Source organism: Stenotrophomonas sp. 93052_Sma (assembly GCF_056481145.1).
The window spans coordinates 144960-161534 of the sequence record NZ_CM151134.1 but is presented as its reverse complement, the minus strand read 5'-3'; the positions used below and the strand labels follow the sequence as shown (position 1 = coordinate 161534).

Sequence of the window (16575 nt, the reverse complement as noted above, 5' to 3'; positions counted from 1 at the left end):
ATGCAGTCCTGCACGTGGACAGTACCAAAGTCGACGTGAGGGTGGTGAGCGACGATGGAATGGAAGCAAGCGCAGAGTCCCCTCTGATTTATCTAGGGACAGATGAGGCGACTGATCTGCCGATGGCGCATTCCATTGTCTTCGGGCCAGCACGGCGCGATGGTTTGGCCATCCTGATACGTGACTACGTCCGCAGACATGGACGACTGTTCAACAGCATCTTTGTCGATCGAGGAACGGAGAATCAGTCACACTTTCTCACTGCTCTGGCTTTGCGATATCAGTTCTCAATCCATATCTGCCCAACGGCAGGTTCGAGGTTCAACTCGGACGTAGAACGCTACTTTGGAAGGTTCAATTCCCAGGTCAGCCATGAGCTTGTCGGTAGCACCGATCCCGACAAGGCGGGCCGAGGCGTGGATGGGAAGTTCAAGAGCTACAAAACTGCCAAGCACCGCTTTGAAACCGTTCATACGGTTGCCAGGGAAACGCTTTATGAGCACTTCCCGAGCGTCCCTGTACAAGGCTTCGCAAGTCCGGCCGAACGGGCAGCCCACGCAGATCTTCTCTTTCCTAGTGCCGGCCTGCACGCATTGGTTGACGAAGAATTCCTCTTCAGAACCGCGATCCCGCACAGCAATAACAAGTATGTACCCGGACGAGGGTTCGAGGTGAATGGTCGGTACTTTCACTCCAATGAACTGAGGGAGCTCGACGCGTCATTCGATGTTGAGCAGCTTCGAACAGACCCGGAGGACCCGAGCTTCATCTGGGTTAGGACGAATCGTGGACTGTTCAAGGCGTTCTGCAACTTGATCGGGCCTCTAGCTAATTCCACCCTGATTGAGCGGTCATTCAGAGGTATGTATGACCAGCTCTACGCGCCATCGCTCCGCGAAGCAAAGCAGAGCGCGAGGCACGCTCAGGCGATGCGTACGGCAGCCGCGAACGCGAAGCCCAACACCGCGGCTCAACCCAAGCCGGGGGAGGCGGACTCCAGTAGCCTCCCTTCTCAATCAAATGACGCTCTTGACGAGATCGCTCTGCGCGGAATCAAGAAGCGAGCGATGGATGACTTTGACGATATTGAGTCGCCGTAGCTTGTGCAATTGGGGGCAAGCCCGCGCCAGTCATTCAAATTCACAGGAACCGATAGTGGACAGCAACTCTGGAATTCCTTTTGTGAATCATAGCCGCATGAGGACGGCTTACTCCGAACTCTTGAATGCCATCCAAGGTGCGCGCCCAGGTACGTTCGTCTGGGCATTGGCTCCTTCTGGCTCGGGCAAGAGTGAGATCAGACAAGCTATTCTTCCCGTCCTTGCCGGGAAGCAGAGCCTCTGGCCAGCTGGCACGCTTCCTTTGATATCGGTGCGTGCAATGGCCAATGATCGGGGAAAGTTCAACTCCAAGGATCTCACGCTGCGCCTCCATCACGCCGTGGTGGAACCAGACTTCGGCTGGCTGGAGAACAAGGACCGATCGGTCAGTACTGATGCGCACCATGTCCAGGCGGAGGCAGAGGTAAACAATCAGCTGTGGAAGAGAGTGAGGGCAACGCAGTCGCAGCCGAGATTGCAGCACAGCTTCGAATCTGTGGCGAAACAACGTCAACTTAAGTACATCTTCCTGGAAGAAGCGGCAACCTTGACGATGGTGCATCTTCATCAAACCAGCTATGGGTACATGTCGAACCTTGTGCGACTGATTGAAGAAATCGGCTGCGTCATAGTGATGCTGGCTACCCACACTGCGGAGAGTTTGTGGGCGGGACACCCCGACGTCTGGAATCGATCCCGGTTCGTCTACATCCGGCCGTATAACCTGAAGAATTCCCAAGACGAGCGGGATTTCGTTGCAGTGCTGAAGGGTATCGGGCAGAGCTTCAACCTGTCCGATCCCAAGCTCCTCGTTAAGAATACTGATTTGATGTACGCCAATGGTGCTGGCGTGTTCGGCCCCACTATCGACGTCGTCCATAGGGCTGAGCTCCGCCGAAAGAATGAGGGAGCGAACAGCATCACTGAAGCGCACTTGCACGCCAGCTCCTCAAGCGAGAAGGAGCTTGGAACCGTGTGGAGCAGCGTGCTGGCCTTCAACAAGCTTGCGGATCAGAGGCCCTTGAATGGTGAGAAGAGAATTGCTGACTTCCTGAAGCGCATGGGTACGGGGGAGTAGAGCGAAAATGACTACGGCACACATGCGGTATCGGTGGACAGCACTGCCGCCAATTGCACCGATCGACGGAGCCACCGCCCAGACTGAGTCACTTGGAGGGTACTTCCAGAGGATGTGCGAAACGACCGGGTTTACAAAGACACACCTCGCAGGAGTGCTTGACAAAGTTGCGGGTCAGCCAAGAAATGGACTGAGTGAGCGAAATAGCTTCGTGGGACCAGGGCAGGTGAGCCTTAACCGCGCGCGCGCTAGAGCAGCTGACTAACCAACGCCTGGTCGGCTGCACGCTCTCGCCTTTCATTAATGTCCTGCAGATGCGGGATGGCGGCCTTGCTGGCATCAATCGCCGCTGGTGTCCTGAGTGCCTGCTGGAGGCTGGCGAGAGTAACGGTCTAAGTGAGAGGCTCATCTGGAACTTCCTTCACTACTCGCATTGCTCCTTGCACTCAGTCAGAATCATTGATCGCTGCCAAGAATGCGGCAACAGTCAACAGTTGCGAAGGGGCAACGCGGCCTCGTGCGCCTATTGCGGTTGCAGCCTAGCGCGCAACCACGCACGAGAGGCCGAGCGCACTTCAGTCCTGGGCCAACGCCTCGATCGAGGACGTCGTACGCTGGACCGCAACCAACCCTGATGTGGTTATTCCTGCGGAGAACTATCAACGTTTCTTTGATGGGCTCCTTCAAGATGGGACATTGGATAGGCTGAAGATCGTTCATAACAGGTTCTGGAGGGATGCAATTCGCTTCAGACGAACTACTACCACTTTCAGAACGCTACTCAACCTATCCGCCATCAAATCTGTTGACATTATCGGAATTTTGACCGAACCAGTTCCGGCCTCATCGACTTCATTGTTTCCAAGCCATGAGGTGGACGGTGAGATCGCCTTTGATCTAGAGGACTGGGGGGCTCAGGCGAGGAAATTCGAAGTCGTGCTCCACGCGCTCTGCAAGGCCAATACGCGTGTGTTCCCTAGCCAGCAGTTCCTTAGCTTATTGTTGGTTTCTAAACGAAAAAGTTCTATCCACCGTGCGCCGTCATTCAGCGTCTACCTAGATCTTCAGAGGCAACCTGGCCAGGACCTTCTTGCGGGTCGGAACATGGCGAGCAGAATTATGGCCCTGTCCATGACCCTGCTTAAGAGCGGCATGCGCGAGCGGGGCGTAGCAAGTGAAGTTCTGAAGAGATTCGCCATTTCGGCAGAGATCGCTAGAGAGTGCGCCCGGACCGCAGTTGTTATTACAAAGGCCATGCGCTCTCCGGCCTTCCGAGCTTCCGGTGATCCCTTCCCGTGCCGCTGAAGAAGGCCAGAAGAAGACATCACTTCCCTGCGCAGCCGAGCGGGTTGTTCAACCGCGGGGTTCTACCCCGATATCACGGACGGTTCTAAAAGAGCTGCAACCTTCTGGTCCTGCCTGGCGACCCTTCGTCGCATCCTTGGGTTAGGGCGTCGCTCTATGTAGTCAAACGCATCCGCTCGTGCTGCATACTTTGTGGCGCAGTTCGTTCGATAGATCCGCTCACGCTTGAGTGGCCCAAAGAGGGCTTCGCAGGCCGCGTTGTCGCCACAATGACCCACAGCGCTCATCGAGCAGATCAGCCCGTTAGCCGCTAGATGCCCTTGGTAGTCGCGGCTGCGGAACTGGCTGCCTCAATCCGAATGCAGGATTACCTCATCGCTTCCTTGACGCTGCCACACCGCCATCTGCACAGCCCGGGTCACCATCTGGCGATCCTGTCGATCGTGTATTGACCAGCCCACGATGCGCTGGTCGTACAGATGCAGCTTGCCCTGTCGGGTCTTGATCTCGGTAATATCTGTCACCCACTTGGTTTCCGGCTCCAGCGCGAGAAAATCGCGTTCAAGCAGTTTGACCACGCCCGGCGCTGTCATGGCCGGAGTTGCGCACCGCCCGCGACGCTTGCGCTGGGGCCAGCCCTGCAGGCCGTCGGCGGCCATCAGGCGCGCATCCGTCAGTCATGAGAGCGTGGCCTGAATGACAGGCTTTGAAATTCCGAGAACACTGCAAATTCGATTGGTGGCCACAGCCCAGTTTCCAGATATGAGAAGTTGATTGACTCAGGGCAGCCGATGGGCAGCACCGCTGGAAGAGAAGGCTACGCCAGGCCGTTCCCGAAAGAATTGGCGATCCGGGGACATCAGTGTTACGAATTGCAATAACAAACTGTTGTCCTTCATGAGGGCCGTCGCCAATCAAACTCCGCCACCATGTACAAGCGCCATCACTGCATTGACCGAATAGGGCCTGCCACTTCATCGCGCGTCGGTGCGCTGAAAGGCACTGCTACCAGACGTACCCCCCTGCCTTCGCTTGGGGGACGGATCCGACGTCGCCCCTTACTTGCCTGAGGGGCCGGGGAACCAAAAGGCGATGCGCGTACGAGGGTTGCCGGAACGTCCAATTCCCCTGATTTGATTAGAATCTGCCCAGGTAGATAGGGGCTGTCAGCCGGCCATCGTCGTGCTGCAGCTAGGGACAGGAGGCGGCTACGCCGCCATGAGCACAAGGAGACATCAGGGTGTACTTGGCAGAGCTGTCTATCTCGAACTTCCGCAAGATCAACAACGCAGTACTGCACTTCCAAAGTGGACTGAACGTTCTGGTTGGTGCGAATAACGCGGGCAAGACCGCCATTGTCGATGCGTTGAGGTCTCTCCTTGCCGGGCACGATGAACCGTACCCGCGGTTGGACTCGGACGATATTCATAGGCCGAAGACAGGATCGCCTAGCGGCAACATCGTGTTCAAGTACATCTTCCGAGGGTTGAGCCCCGATGATGAAGCTGACTTCATGACTGCCCTGAAACCTGCCAAGGACGGGCAGATGGAGGCGCATATCACCATCAGCTTCTCCGAGGCGGATAAGACGGGGCGACTTAGAGCGAAGCGCTGGTGCGGAGACCATGATGATGTCGGCTTGACAACGGACATGATGGAGAACCTTCGTGGCGTCTATCTACAGCCCCTGCGCGATGCTTCTCAGGCTCTTAGACCCGGCCGCACAAGCCAGCTGTCCCGACTGTTTCAGCTGCTCGTTGATGACGATGGCAAGATCGAGATCAATAAGGCACTGAAGCTGCTGGATGATGAGCTCAAGACGAAAGCGCCGATTGTGAGCACCCATAAGGCGATAACCACTCGCCATTCCGAGATGTTGGGGCCACAGCTGTCCCAGCTGCTCGAGCTGGGGGTTAGCGTCAGCGATTTCCAACGCCTGGCTTCGCGTCTCTCCCTTACCGTTGATCTGTTCGAGCTTGAGCAAAACGGGCTCGGATTCAACAATCTGATCTTCATGGCGGTCGTTCTCAGCGAGCTGACCAAGAACCCGCAAGCCAGCTATCGAGGCCTGATCATTGAGGAGCCCGAGGCACATCTGCATCCCCAATTGCAGGCTGTGCTCCTGGGATACTTTGAGACCATCAAGGCAGTGGACAAAGAGAAGCCTGTCCAGCTGTTCGTTACCAGCCACTCACCCAACTTTGCCAGCATCGCCAACCTCGACAGTCTCACCTGTCTTGTCGACACCGGAATCAAGGTGGAGACTTTTTTTCCCCGAGACATCAAGTTTTCTGTCGGAAAGCGTGAGAAGCTTGAGCGCTATTTGGACGTCACTCGGGCTGAGCTCTTCTTTGCACGCCGCGCAATCCTGGTCGAGGGCGCTGCGGAATTGGTCCTTGTCAGTGTGCTCGCCGAGAAGTGCGGTCACGATCTACGTAAGCATGGGGTAAGCCTCATCAGCGTTGAAGGCCTCAACTTCGACTCATTCATTCCACTGTTCGGCGAGAAGGCGCTGAAGATTCCTGTTTCCGTGCTTACGGATGCAGACCCAACAGGTCCGAGTGAAGAGGATGAAGAGGAAGAGGGCGATGGCAGCGCAGAAGCGGACGACCATGCGCCGGAAGATGGGACCTCTAGTGGAAAGAAGAAGGCGGCTCCTGTCTACCCTTCGATCGGCGACAAGGTGCAGGTGTCCGCCAATACCTTGAGTATGCTCAAGTTCGAGGATTCATATCTCAAGATCTTCCATGGGCTAAAGACGCTTGAGTATGACTTGGCCTTGTACGCCAGCAATCGCAAGATCATGCTTGCGGCGCTTAAGGAGCTACACCCGAAGATCTCTGCGAACCTGGAGAAGAAGGTAGACGCCGCTACGGGAGATGCAGAGAAGGCTCGCGTACTGTTCAGCGGAATGTTCGAGCGGAAGAACGGAAACGTCCAGAAGGGGCGCTTTGCACAAGCTTTGGCGTACCTGATCGCCAAGGCGAAAAAGGAAGATTTCACTGTTCCGGAGTACATCCAGTCTGCAGTCGAACACGCTTGTCAGCTTGGCCCGAAGAAGGCTGAAGACGAATGAGCACGGATACTACTCCTTCAGCTGAACAGCGTGAGATCATCACGGCACCATTGCATCCGATGTCGGTCATCGCTTGCGCGGGAAGTGGGAAGACCTTCACGGCTGTACGCAGGCTGGCCCACATACGTCAATGCCTCGGTGATCACCGGGGCCGGGTTGCGCTCCTGTCCTTCTCGAACATCGCCGTGGAGACCTTCAGGCGCGAGTACCGGGCACTCGCAATGGGATCGCTCAAGATCCCGTCCCACCAGCGTGTCGAGATCGACACATTGGACGGGTTCATTACGACAAATATTCTGCGACCCCACGCCCATCGGACGATGGGGTGTACCACGACCCCGTTCTTGCTATCAGGGAGCGAGTCATTCCTTTTAGGAAAGGACTATCGCTTCTGGGTGGAATCGCCGAGAACCGATAACTACCCAGTGCCCCAAGGGCATATCCATCGCGTTGTCATAGGCCCTTCTGGGGCTGAAACGGGCTTTTTCTATCAGAACTCCGGCATGCTGGCGAGGATCAACAATGGCCCAAAGGTTGCCGCAGCCTTGGGAAAACTGGGGGCTTACACCCATGAGCTGGCCCGCTACTGGGTCGACCTTACCCTCCGCGAACAACCCGAGATCCTCCGAGTCCTTGCGCGTCGCTATCCCCATATCCTCATTGATGAAGCCCAGGATATCGGCATCCTGCACCAGGTGATCATTGAGAGGCTCAGCCAAGCAGGCTCTCAGATTTCCCTTATTGGGGATCCCAATCAAGGCATCTACGAGTTCATGGGCGCGACCGGCTCGTTCCTGTCCAGCTACCACAGCAAACCCGGTGTTTCTGCGGCCGCCCTGACGAGGAACTATCGGTCCGTACCGGCCGTACTCGATCTCGCCAACGCAATCTCGGCGCGCACGGACGATCCGGATAGGACAGCGCCACCTACGCTCCACGGGGCCTACTTCGTTCCGTACACGACTGCCGATACGAAAAAGGTCGTGGCGGCCTTCCAGGCAACACTGGTCTCCGCTGGGTTGGACCCAGCACGCTCCGCCGTGCTCTGCCGCGCACGCAAGTGGGCCAACGAGCTGGCTGGGCATGAGGGTGCGCCTGGCGTGGGAACGACCAAGATCCTTGCCCAGGCAGCGATGGCGCGCGATATCCACTCCGACTACTCAACAGCATTCAGACTCGTGGCAACTGCCATCATGGGTTTGATCGACAACGCGCCCAAGGGCATCGTTGCTCGCCTGACTCAGCCTGTCAGGTACCCAGAGGAACGAGCACTTCGTCGTGTCATCTGGGCTTTTACGCGAGATCCGGTCTCGGGCCTGCCCAGCGCGGCGCTGCCCGCTATTAGCGATTGGCAGCCGGCAATGTTGCAACGTGTAAGGGTCCTGATGACCAATCTGAGCACAGCCCACGGTCTCAACCATACATCGTCCACGCTCGGTGCTCGGCTCTCGAAGAGGAGTTTGCCCGGCTCACCGCTAATGAGCCCGCCTGACCTAGGTGCCGATCAGCCCTTGCGGGTCAGAATCAGTACCGTGCATCAGGTCAAGGGCGAAAGCCTGGATGCCGTCCTCTACATGGCAACGAAACCGCATGTATCTGCACTGCTAGGCGGAGGTTCCACCGAGGACGGGCGAATCGGGTACGTGGCTGTGACCCGGGCAAGGGATCTGCTGTGGTTGGCTGTCCCTGTAACAGCTTTGAAGAGCCTTCGTGCCGATCTCCATGCAAAGGGCTTCAAGGACGCAACCGCTACGGCTGCAGCCCCAACGGCCGGACAGGGCAACGGTTCCCCCTGAATGGGCGCATTGGATAGCAACCCAACGCGGCACTGGAATCAACGTCAGCGCAGGAGATGAAGCTGAATGGGAGCAAGCATAGGTTTCCGCTAGATCGGACTTGAATACGTTTCCCTTGATGGAACTGGGTTCCTGCCGGTCAGCGGGGAGACTATGAGTGCTTGGCAACCATAGTTGCGCCAATGGAAGCAGGAAATTTGCTCAACCTATGGTTGCGGATGGCGACAAACCTTTGGTTGCCCGTCTACTGTCGGCTTCTTACGCGCATCACGCTCGATGCTTGATGCGGGCACTGATCCTGATCGCCTCGCCGATCGCGCTGCTGCAGGCACAGGCGGCTGAGCGTGTCGGTCCTGCCGGGCACATCGTCGTACAGACAGACGATGTCACGCGCTTCTTCAAGGTGCTGGACGCCAACCATGGGCGCCCAAGCGCCGATGATCTGCAGCACGGCTATCTGGATGCGGGTACGGATGCCCTGCGCAGCTTCACCGACAGCCGTATCGGCTCGATGGAGCGGCTGGCCAGGGCCATCCAGGACAAGCCGGCATTGTTTGCGAAAGCGAGAACCTGCGCGGCCGCATTGCCATCGATCCGCACGCGCGTCGCCGCTGCCGTCGATCAGCTCGGCGCCCTGTTGCCATCTGCGCGCTTTCCTCCGGTCACCGTACTGGTGGGCCGCGGCAACAGTGGTGGCGTTACCACCGAAGCAGGTGTGGTCATCGGACTGGAAGCGCTGTGCAATGCCGACTGGATGCAGGCCGATGCAAGCGACCGCTTCGTGCACCTGATCGCCCATGAGTACGTGCACGTGCAACAGCCCGGCGCGCGCGTTGATGTCGAGCAGCCCACCCTGCTCTATCAGACGCTGCTGGAAGGCGGCGCCGAATACGTGGCCGAACGGATCTCCGGGCAACCGGCCAACGCGCATCTGCAGCGTTGGGCGCAGGGTCGCGAGTGTGCGCTGGAGCGCGCGTTCCTGCAGGACAGCATGGGTACCGATCTTTCGAGGTGGCTGTACAACGGCCCCGGCGACGATACGCGCCGCGGAGATCTCGGCTACTGGATCGGCTACCGCATCGCCCATGCCTATGTTGCGCGCGCGCCGACACGCCCAACGCCATCGCCGAACTGCTGGATGTCCAGCCTGGAAACGCTGCAGCGCTGCTGGAAGCAAGTGGATGGCAGCCTGCGTGCGGAGCAGGCGAAAGCACACAGACGCACATGCCGTGATGCCGGCTTCATGCAGGTGAATGGGTGATATTGAACAGGCACAAGGCGATACGCCGGTGCAGATCAGCTCGCTTGATCCCGCTTGTTAAGGTTCGTTGATTTACAGGCCTTCACAGCCCATCCACGTACTCAAATTCCAGCTGAAAGCGCTTGGTAGCGCCGGGAACAAACGCCGCTATATTCCAGCTTCCCCAGACGAAGGAGGGAGTGGAATGAAACTGACCTCGCAACACATGAAGATGGCCCGTGCACTCAGCGTGGCGCTCATCGCCACCGTGAGCCTTGGCGCTTGCGCCTCTTACAAGAACGAGTTTGCAACGATCAACTCGCGTCTCGACCAGCTCGATGTAAAGGTGCAGGGCGCCGCCCAGAGTGCCGAGTCCGCCAACCAGTCGGCGCAGCAGGCCAACCAGCGTCTGGACCAGATCGAAGGTCGCGTGCAGCAGCTTGAAAGGGCACCAGCGGGCCGCAAGCCGCGCGGCTGATCGCTCCCTCACCGTTTGAACTGATCCACCTCTGTATCGGGAACCAGTGGCCTTCGCCGGCCACTGGCATCCTTCCAGCAAGATTGCACTGCAAGGAGCCATCCCATTCGTACCTCCTCCTCCCCTGCGCGCCGCGCCCTCCATGCCGCACTGGCCATGGCACTGGCCGTTGCGTGCAGCGGCGTAGCCAACGCCAGGGACAAGGACGCACCTGCACCCCCGGTCGCCGCAGTCGATGAACTGCCCGCTGACCAGAGCGTGTCCGAGACGGTGATCGAACTGGCCGGCTGGGTAGTCGCCAGCAAGGACAACCAGGGTTATCCGTTCGCGATCATGGACAAGGCGGCTGCGCAGGTACTGGTCTTCGGCGGAGACGGCAAGCTGCGCGGTGCCGCACCGGCGCTGTTCGGTTCGGCCATCGGCGATCACTCCGCACCCGGCGTTGCCAAGCTCGCGCTGAGTGCGATTCCAGGCCATGACCGCACCACCCCGGCGGGCCGTTTCATTGGTGGCTACGGCCCCTCCGACGATGCCGGTCGCGTGCTGTGGGTGGACTACGATTCCGCCGTTTCGATGCACCCGCTGCCGCCAGGCACTCCGAAAGAGAAGCGCGCCGAACGGCTGGCATCACCTTCGCCGGACGACAACCGCGTTACGCACGGCTGCATCAACGTCACGCCTGCGTTCTACCAGCAGATCGTGCAATCCACGTTCGAGAAGGGCGGCGTGTTCTACATCCTTCCGGACAAGGATTCGATCGCGAAGACGTTCCCGGAGTTCGCGCAGAGCCGGGGCGATGCAAAGGACGAAGACGAGAAAGGCGCGCGGCGCGCGAGCAAGTAACAGACGCTTTGCCTGCGGCCATGGCTGGTTGTGGCCGGGGTGCGGCCAGGCCTGTTGACGTTGCGAGCCTGCGCTGCAGGCAGAGGTTCCCGGGCACGCTCCTGGCAGGCCCCACCTGGACCCCACTCATCGCGGACGTCCCACCCTCGTGGCGCTGCCCATATGGACCGGATGAGGCATCGCGCTCCCACGACGCCAAAGAATCCTTTAGTTCATGAGGATTTTTTGCAGGCTGGACGCCTTTGCAGATAAATCCTTATTTCAATGAGGATTTTCTTGCATCCAGCTCTTTTGCGAAAAAATCCTCTAGATCGAAAGGACTCTAAGGAATCCTGGGTTTTGCGCGAAGAATCCTCACTACAGTGAGGATTATATGGTATAGACGATGGATCGAATCCAGAGCGTCAGGCTCTGCTGGGGGAGTTCCCATTGAAGATCAGGCTTGAGAAGGCTGAGGCCTTGGGACCGCTGGTGAGAGCCGCCCGCAAGCATCAGGGACTGCGCCAGGATGCAACCGCCGAAGGCATCGGGGTCAGCGAGAATTTCCTGGCCAAGGTCGAACGCGGCGGTACCACGGTGCAATGGGGCAAGTTGTTCACCGTGCTTGACGAGCTGGGGCTGCATGTCGAAATCGACGTGCCGGACGAAGCGATGGCCCTGCTGGCCAAACGTGCCAACGGGAAGGTGCCATGAGCGCCCCCCGTATCGATCTCAAGGACGTCATTACAACGACCGTCCTGTCTGGACTGCACTATCCGCTTCCACCACGCGAACTGCAGGTCAGCATCGACGAAGCGCCGGTGGGCCGCCTGACCGAAGCAGCAAACCTGTGGCGCTTCACCTATGCGCCGGAGTGGCTCGGCAGCGCACATCGGTTTCCACTGGCGCCTGCGTTGCCACTGCAAGACACCGCCATCCTCGATGGCTCCAGCCAACGCCCCGTGCAGTGGTACTTCGACAATCTGCTGCCGGAAGAGCAGCAACGCACGCTGATGGCAACCGATGCCAGGGTGGATGGCGCGGACGCGTTCGCATTGCTGGCCGCCTATGGCGCGGAATCGGCAGGCTCGTTGACGCTGCTGCCTCCAGGCCAGCGCCTGCCACCCGGCGGCAGAAAACCACTGCCCGATGCGGAACTCTCCACGCGTATCCAAGGCCTGCCACGCACGTCGCTTGCGGCGGGTGCCGCCAAGCGCATGTCACTGGCAGGTGCCCAGCACAAGCTGGCAATCATCGAGACAGGGGGAGAACTCTACCAACCTCTGGGCGCCGAGCCCTCGACCCACATCCTCAAGCCTGACAGCACCAGCAGCAGTTATCCCCACAGCGTGGCCAACGAGTGGTTCGTGATGCGCCTTGCACAGCGCATGGGGCTGCAGGTGCCGAAGATCGAGCGCCGCTACATACCGGAGCCGGTCTTCATCATCGAGCGCTTTGATCGCGAAATCACCGCCGATGCCATCCATCGCCGTCATGCCATCGACGCCTGCCAGCTGCTCAACCTCGACCGGCAGTTCAAGTACACGCTCGGCAGCATCGACACCCTGAAGGTCATCGTCGAGCAATGCAGAAGCAAGCTCAAGACGCGCGTCCGCCTGTTCGACTGGTTGATCTTCAATGTACTCACCGGCAACAACGATGCGCACCTGAAGAACCTGAGCTTCCTGGTCGACAGCAGGGGCATCGAACTGGCCCCCCACTACGACCTGCTGTCTACCGCATGTTACGAGACCCGCGCGTATGCCGACGAGGGCGCACGTTGGCCAGAACGCTCGGAACTGTCGTGGCCCATTCTCGGTGTCGCGCGCTTCCACGACCTTCGTTTCGAGCATCTGGTTTCTGCCGGTGAAGCGCTGGGCCTGGGAAGGCCGGCTGCCACCCGGCAGCTGCGCCATCAGATCGACCGCATCACGAGCGAAGCCCAGGCGCTTTACGCGCTGGTGCTGCAGGAAAACCAGCAATGGTCGACCCGTTTCGACATCGGCCCAACCCTGGAAGGCGAAGTGCATTTCCTGAGAACACTGGTCCACGTGATCATCGCCGACATGGTGAGGCAGCTTTCACCGGCATGATGCGGCCGCCGGTACATCATCCGGCGTCACCACCGATTACTCGCAGGACTCGCCTTCTTCCTTCAGCATCGCTTTGTCCACCGGCTGCTCGCGCTCGATCAGCGCGCTGCTCGTCGCTGGGTTCACCCAGCCACCAGATTCTGCAGCGCGCGGTAAGGCGGCCGACCATCTTCGACTGATCGGGCGAGTACAGCATCGCCAATGCGGTGCCGGGGCAGTCGTGGGCCTGGCAGGCGGTGTAGAACCACCATGGCTCGCCCTGCAGCACCACCAGCTCGCCGGGCCCGCTGGGCCCGCTCAACAGGCGTTCGCGCAGCGACGGAATCTCCTTGTCAGCAGATTCGGCCGCGGCTGTGTTCTTCATCAGGGCGTTGAACGCGGCCAGCACCTTCGGGTCCTTGCGGCCGCAGTCGTCCACGGTGTTGCCGCCGACCAGGGTGAAGAAGTGGGTCGCCAGCGGATTGTCCGCGCAGGTGAGTTCGCCGCCAGCACCCGGGTCTTCCGGTTCGCCTTCGTTGTCCCACACCGAGGGGTCTACGCCGTCTTCGGTGGACGGCGCCTGCTCGACCACCGTTGCCGTGGCGGCCGGTGCTTCGGTGGCCGGTGCCGGTGCGGTCGGTGCTGCATCCGGCGCTGGTGCCTGTCCGCAGGCGGCCAGCAGTGCGACCGTCAGTGCCATCCCTGTGATCCGAACCTTCATTCCTTGTCCTTGTCTGATCTGCGGTGCATGCCGCCGCGCGGGCGCCTGCGTGATTCTAACCAGCAGCGCGCTAGGATGCGTTCGCACGCTCCCGTCATCGCCTGGAGCCGGACGCATGCACCGCACACGACTCGCCGTGATTTTCTGCAGTGCCCTGCTGCTGGCATCGCCGGCCATCGCCCACGATGCTGAAGGTGCGAAGCCCGCACAGCCTCTTCCTGATGCGGCCCTGCCCGCGACGCTGGATCGCGTACTGCGCGACTACGAGCAGGCCTGGCGCACGGGCGATGCCAGGGCACTGGCTGCGCTGTTCGCCGAGGATGGTTTTGTGCTGCAGAGCAACCAGCTACCGGTGCGTGGGCGCAGCGCGATCGAAGCCGCGTATGCCGGCCAGGGCGGCAGCCCGTTGCGGCTGCGCGCGCTGGCGTACTCGGTGGAGGGCAGCACGGGCTACATCATTGGTGCCTACCGCTACGGCAACAACGTGGGGGACACCGGCAAGTTCACGCTGCCGCTGAAGCGCGTGGGCGACGGGCCGTGGTTGATCTTCTCGGACATGGACAACGGCAACGCACCGCCGCGGGCGCGGTGATGGATTCCGCCGGGCATGGCCCGGCGCTACCGGGCGCCAACCAAGGTTGGCTGCTACCAGAAGCGGATTCCGGAGTAGATCCACGCCATGCGTGGATGGGCCACACACATAAAAAAACCCCGGCACGTAGCCGGGGTTTTTCGATTCACTTGAACAGCGTGTCCGGATACTCCGGTTTCTGTTCCCGTGCCAGCAGCGCGCAGGCCTTCTTCAGGCGTCTGCTCGCCGTGCAGCACGGCACGCACGCGGTCCGAGATCGGCAGGTCGATGCCATGACGGCGTGCCTGTCGCATCACTTCGTCGGCGGTCTGCACCGACTCGACCACCTGGCCGATTTCGCGCACGGCATCCTGCAGCGTCTGGCCACGGCCCAGGGCCAGGCCCAGGCGGCGGTTGCGCGACAGGTCGCCGGTGCAGGTCAGCACCAGATCGCCCAGGCCCGCCAGGCCCATCAGCGTTTCCGGCTTGGCGCCGATCGCCGCGGCCAGGCGCAGCATCTCGTTGAGGCCACGGGTGATCAGGCCGGCACGGGCGTTGAGGCCCAGCTGCATGCCGTCGGCCACACCGGTAGCCACGGCCAGCACGTTCTTCATCGCGCCGCCCAGCTCGGCACCGACCATGTCGTCGCCGGTGTAGGCGCGGAACGCCGGGCCATGCATCGCCTCGGCCACCGTCTGCGCGAACTCGGGCACGTCGCCGTGCACGGTGATCGCGGTCGGCAGGCCCTGGGTCACTTCCTTGGCGAACGACGGACCGGTGACGACGGCCAGCGGCACGTCCTCACCCAGCACTTCGCGCGCCACTTCATGCAGGAAGCGGCCCGAACCAGGTTCGAAGCCCTTGGTGGCCCAGGCCACGCCGGCACCGGCCGGACGCAGCGGCGCCAGCGCACGCACGGTTTCACCGAAGGCATGCGACGGGGTGACGACCAGGATCCAGGCGGCGCCCTCCACTGCCGACGCCAGGTCGGTGGTGGCACGCAGGCTGTCCGGCAGCGGGATGCCCGGCAGGTAGCGCGGGTTCTCGTGGCGCTGGTCGATGGCCTCGACCACGGCAGCGTCGCGCCCCCACAGCACGGTCGGGTGACCGTGCCGTGCGAGCAGGCTGGCCAGCGCGGTTCCCCAGGAACCGGCGCCAAGCACGGCGATCTTGTCAGCGGTAGTGCTCATCCGTGACGTCGCGGCAGGAATCAGGCGTTGCCAGCCGGCTCGGAGTCAGCCAGCGACGGTGCGTCGCCCTGCTCCTGGCGCTGGCGCAGGGTTTCTGCGTACAGGCCTTCGAAGTTGATCGGCTGCAGGAAGAACGGCGGGAAGCCGCCGGCCTGGATCAGGTCGCTGATCAGCTGACGCACGTACGGGAACAGGATGTTCGGGCACTGGGTGCCGAGCAGCACGTCGATCGACTGCGGGTCCAGGCCGACCAGGCCGAACACGCCGGCCTGCTTCACTTCGGCCACGTAGGCGGTGCGCTCACCGGCCTGGCAGGTCAGGGTCACGGCCAGCACCACTTCGAAGGCGTTCTCGCCCAGGCGCTGCACCTGCTGGTTCAGGTTGAGCTGCAGTTCCGGCTGCACCTGGTCATTGAAGATGGTCGGAGCGTTCGGCGACTCGAAGGAGACGTCCTTGACGTAGATCTTCTCGACGGTGAAAGCAGGGCCGGTAGCGGCATCGACCGGCGCAGCGGCGCCGTTGGTGATCTCTTCGGACATTTCCAGTAACTCCAGGTGAATGCAATGAAAACGATGGTCGAACTACTGCGATGGGGGCGGGATCAGGCCCATACAAGGCCGGATCCGCCACCTGCGGCAATCAGTTGCGGCCCTTGACCAGCGGCAGCTCGGCCTGCTGCCAGGCGGGAATGCCGCCGTCGAGCACGTAGACCTTTTCGAAGCCGGCCTTCTTCAGCGCCTTGGCGGCGGTTTCCGAGGCGTTGCCGCTGCGGCACACCAGCACCACCGGCGACTGCTTGGCGTTGGCCACCAGCTTGTTGTCCGGGCCGAAGGCACTGGCCTGGGCATTGCGGCTGCCGGCAATGTGGCCCTTCTCGAAGTCACCGCTGGCCGACAGGTCGACCACCACCGTGCCGCTCGCGTTGATCAGCTGGGTCAGTTCGGCGGGCTTGATGCCCTTGAAGCCCCGGAACAGGCGGCGGATCTCGGTGACGATGATGGCCACGGTCAGGCCGACCAGGGCCGCGGACAGCATCGGGTTTCGGCCTGCAAAGGCCAGCAACTCTTCGTAATTCACTCAGGTCACGGGTCGATTAAGCGGGCGCCGATTGTCGCACAAGCCGGAC

12 protein-coding genes and 4 pseudogenes are annotated in these 16575 nt (G+C 60.7%); 11 read left to right on the top strand and 5 right to left on the bottom strand.

Going from position 1 to position 16575, the window contains the following annotated elements:
- Positions 1-14: 14 nt before the first annotated feature.
- The 3 genes from ACZK2V_RS00705 to ACZK2V_RS00695 all read left to right on the top strand — a co-directional run bounded on the left by ACZK2V_RS00705 (position 15) and on the right by ACZK2V_RS00695 (position 2813).
- Positions 15-1100 carry a hypothetical protein gene (locus tag ACZK2V_RS00705; RefSeq protein WP_486322899.1) on the top strand — a complete coding sequence of 362 codons (1086 nt, stop codon included), beginning with the start codon at positions 15-17 and terminating at the stop codon, positions 1098-1100.
- A gap of 55 nt (positions 1101-1155) precedes the next feature.
- Positions 1156-2178, top strand: coding sequence for a P-loop NTPase family protein (locus ACZK2V_RS00700; protein ID WP_223224734.1), 1023 nt, complete (start codon positions 1156-1158; stop codon positions 2176-2178).
- Positions 2179-2492: 314 nt separating this feature from the next.
- Entirely contained in the window at positions 2493-2813 is a 321-nt protein-coding gene (locus tag ACZK2V_RS00695; RefSeq protein ID WP_486322898.1) for a TniQ family protein, read from the top strand.
- 732 nt (positions 2814-3545) lie between these two features.
- Here the strand turns inward: ACZK2V_RS00695 and ACZK2V_RS00690 are convergent.
- Positions 3546-4151 (bottom strand): annotated as a pseudogene (locus ACZK2V_RS00690) (IS3 family transposase); the annotation flags it as partial.
- Between the two features lie 572 nt (positions 4152-4723).
- On the opposite strand from ACZK2V_RS00690, the gene ACZK2V_RS00685 reads away from it, so the two are divergent.
- The 7 genes and pseudogenes from ACZK2V_RS00685 to ACZK2V_RS00655 all read left to right on the top strand — a co-directional run bounded on the left by ACZK2V_RS00685 (position 4724) and on the right by ACZK2V_RS00655 (position 12988).
- A complete protein-coding gene (locus ACZK2V_RS00685) occupies positions 4724-6559 on the top strand; it encodes an ATP-dependent nuclease (protein ID WP_149908952.1) in 1836 nt (611 codons plus the stop codon).
- The gene (locus ACZK2V_RS00680; RefSeq protein ID WP_149908951.1) at positions 6556-8355 is read left to right on the top strand and encodes a UvrD-helicase domain-containing protein; all 1800 of its coding nucleotides are present in this window, start codon (positions 6556-6558) and stop codon (positions 8353-8355) included. The genes ACZK2V_RS00685 and ACZK2V_RS00680 overlap by 4 nt, the downstream gene beginning before the upstream one ends.
- Before the next feature lie 283 nt (positions 8356-8638).
- Positions 8639-9588 (top strand): annotated as a pseudogene (locus ACZK2V_RS00675) (DUF2268 domain-containing putative Zn-dependent protease).
- 212 nt (positions 9589-9800) lie between these two features.
- Positions 9801-10073, top strand: coding sequence for a hypothetical protein (locus ACZK2V_RS00670; protein ID WP_012509703.1), 273 nt, complete (start codon positions 9801-9803; stop codon positions 10071-10073).
- Positions 10074-10229: 156 nt separating this feature from the next.
- On the top strand, positions 10230-10916 hold the full coding sequence (locus tag ACZK2V_RS00665) for a hypothetical protein (protein ID WP_486322897.1): 687 nt from the start codon (positions 10230-10232) through the stop codon (positions 10914-10916).
- Positions 10917-11345: 429 nt separating this feature from the next.
- A complete protein-coding gene (locus ACZK2V_RS00660; RefSeq protein WP_049398603.1) occupies positions 11346-11609 on the top strand; it encodes a helix-turn-helix domain-containing protein in 264 nt (87 codons plus the stop codon).
- The gene (locus tag ACZK2V_RS00655) at positions 11606-12988 is read left to right on the top strand and encodes a HipA domain-containing protein (RefSeq protein ID WP_486322896.1); all 1383 of its coding nucleotides are present in this window, start codon (positions 11606-11608) and stop codon (positions 12986-12988) included. The genes ACZK2V_RS00660 and ACZK2V_RS00655 overlap by 4 nt, the downstream gene beginning before the upstream one ends.
- A 36-nt stretch (positions 12989-13024) precedes the next feature.
- Here ACZK2V_RS00655 and ACZK2V_RS00650 read toward each other — a convergent pair.
- Positions 13025-13688 (bottom strand): annotated as a pseudogene (locus ACZK2V_RS00650) (Ivy family c-type lysozyme inhibitor).
- A gap of 115 nt (positions 13689-13803) precedes the next feature.
- On the opposite strand from ACZK2V_RS00650, the gene ACZK2V_RS00645 reads away from it, so the two are divergent.
- Positions 13804-14280, top strand: a complete 477-nt coding sequence (locus ACZK2V_RS00645; RefSeq protein ID WP_201117804.1) for a YybH family protein — start codon at positions 13804-13806, stop codon at positions 14278-14280.
- Positions 14281-14425: 145 nt separating this feature from the next.
- On the opposite strand, the pseudogene ACZK2V_RS00640 reads toward ACZK2V_RS00645, so the two are convergent.
- From ACZK2V_RS00640 to ACZK2V_RS00630, 3 genes and pseudogenes are all read right to left on the bottom strand, one after another.
- Positions 14426-15449, bottom strand: a pseudogene (locus tag ACZK2V_RS00640) (NAD(P)H-dependent glycerol-3-phosphate dehydrogenase).
- 20 nt (positions 15450-15469) lie between these two features.
- Entirely contained in the window at positions 15470-15988 is a 519-nt protein-coding gene (secB, locus tag ACZK2V_RS00635) for a protein-export chaperone SecB (RefSeq protein WP_005407596.1), read from the bottom strand.
- 100 nt (positions 15989-16088) lie between these two features.
- Positions 16089-16526, bottom strand: coding sequence for a rhodanese-like domain-containing protein (locus ACZK2V_RS00630; RefSeq protein WP_486322895.1), 438 nt, complete (start codon positions 16524-16526; stop codon positions 16089-16091).
- Positions 16527-16575 lie beyond the last annotated feature (49 nt).

Excerpts from the sequence above, each read along its gene's own strand:
- ACZK2V_RS00645 (WP_201117804.1), top strand. The coding sequence starts at position 13,804 with ATGCACCGCACACGACTCGCCGTGATTTTCTGCAGTGCCCTGCTGCTG.
- ACZK2V_RS00695 (WP_486322898.1), top strand. The coding sequence starts at position 2,493 with ATGCGGGATGGCGGCCTTGCTGGCATCAATCGCCGCTGGTGTCCTGAG.
- ACZK2V_RS00655 (WP_486322896.1), top strand. The coding sequence starts at position 11,606 with ATGAGCGCCCCCCGTATCGATCTCAAGGACGTCATTACAACGACCGTC.
- secB (WP_005407596.1), bottom strand. The coding sequence starts at position 15,988 with ATGTCCGAAGAGATCACCAACGGCGCCGCTGCGCCGGTCGATGCCGCT.
- ACZK2V_RS00670 (WP_012509703.1), top strand. The coding sequence starts at position 9,801 with ATGAAACTGACCTCGCAACACATGAAGATGGCCCGTGCACTCAGCGTG.
- ACZK2V_RS00680 (WP_149908951.1), top strand. The coding sequence starts at position 6,556 with ATGAGCACGGATACTACTCCTTCAGCTGAACAGCGTGAGATCATCACG.
- ACZK2V_RS00665 (WP_486322897.1), top strand. The coding sequence starts at position 10,230 with ATGGCACTGGCCGTTGCGTGCAGCGGCGTAGCCAACGCCAGGGACAAG.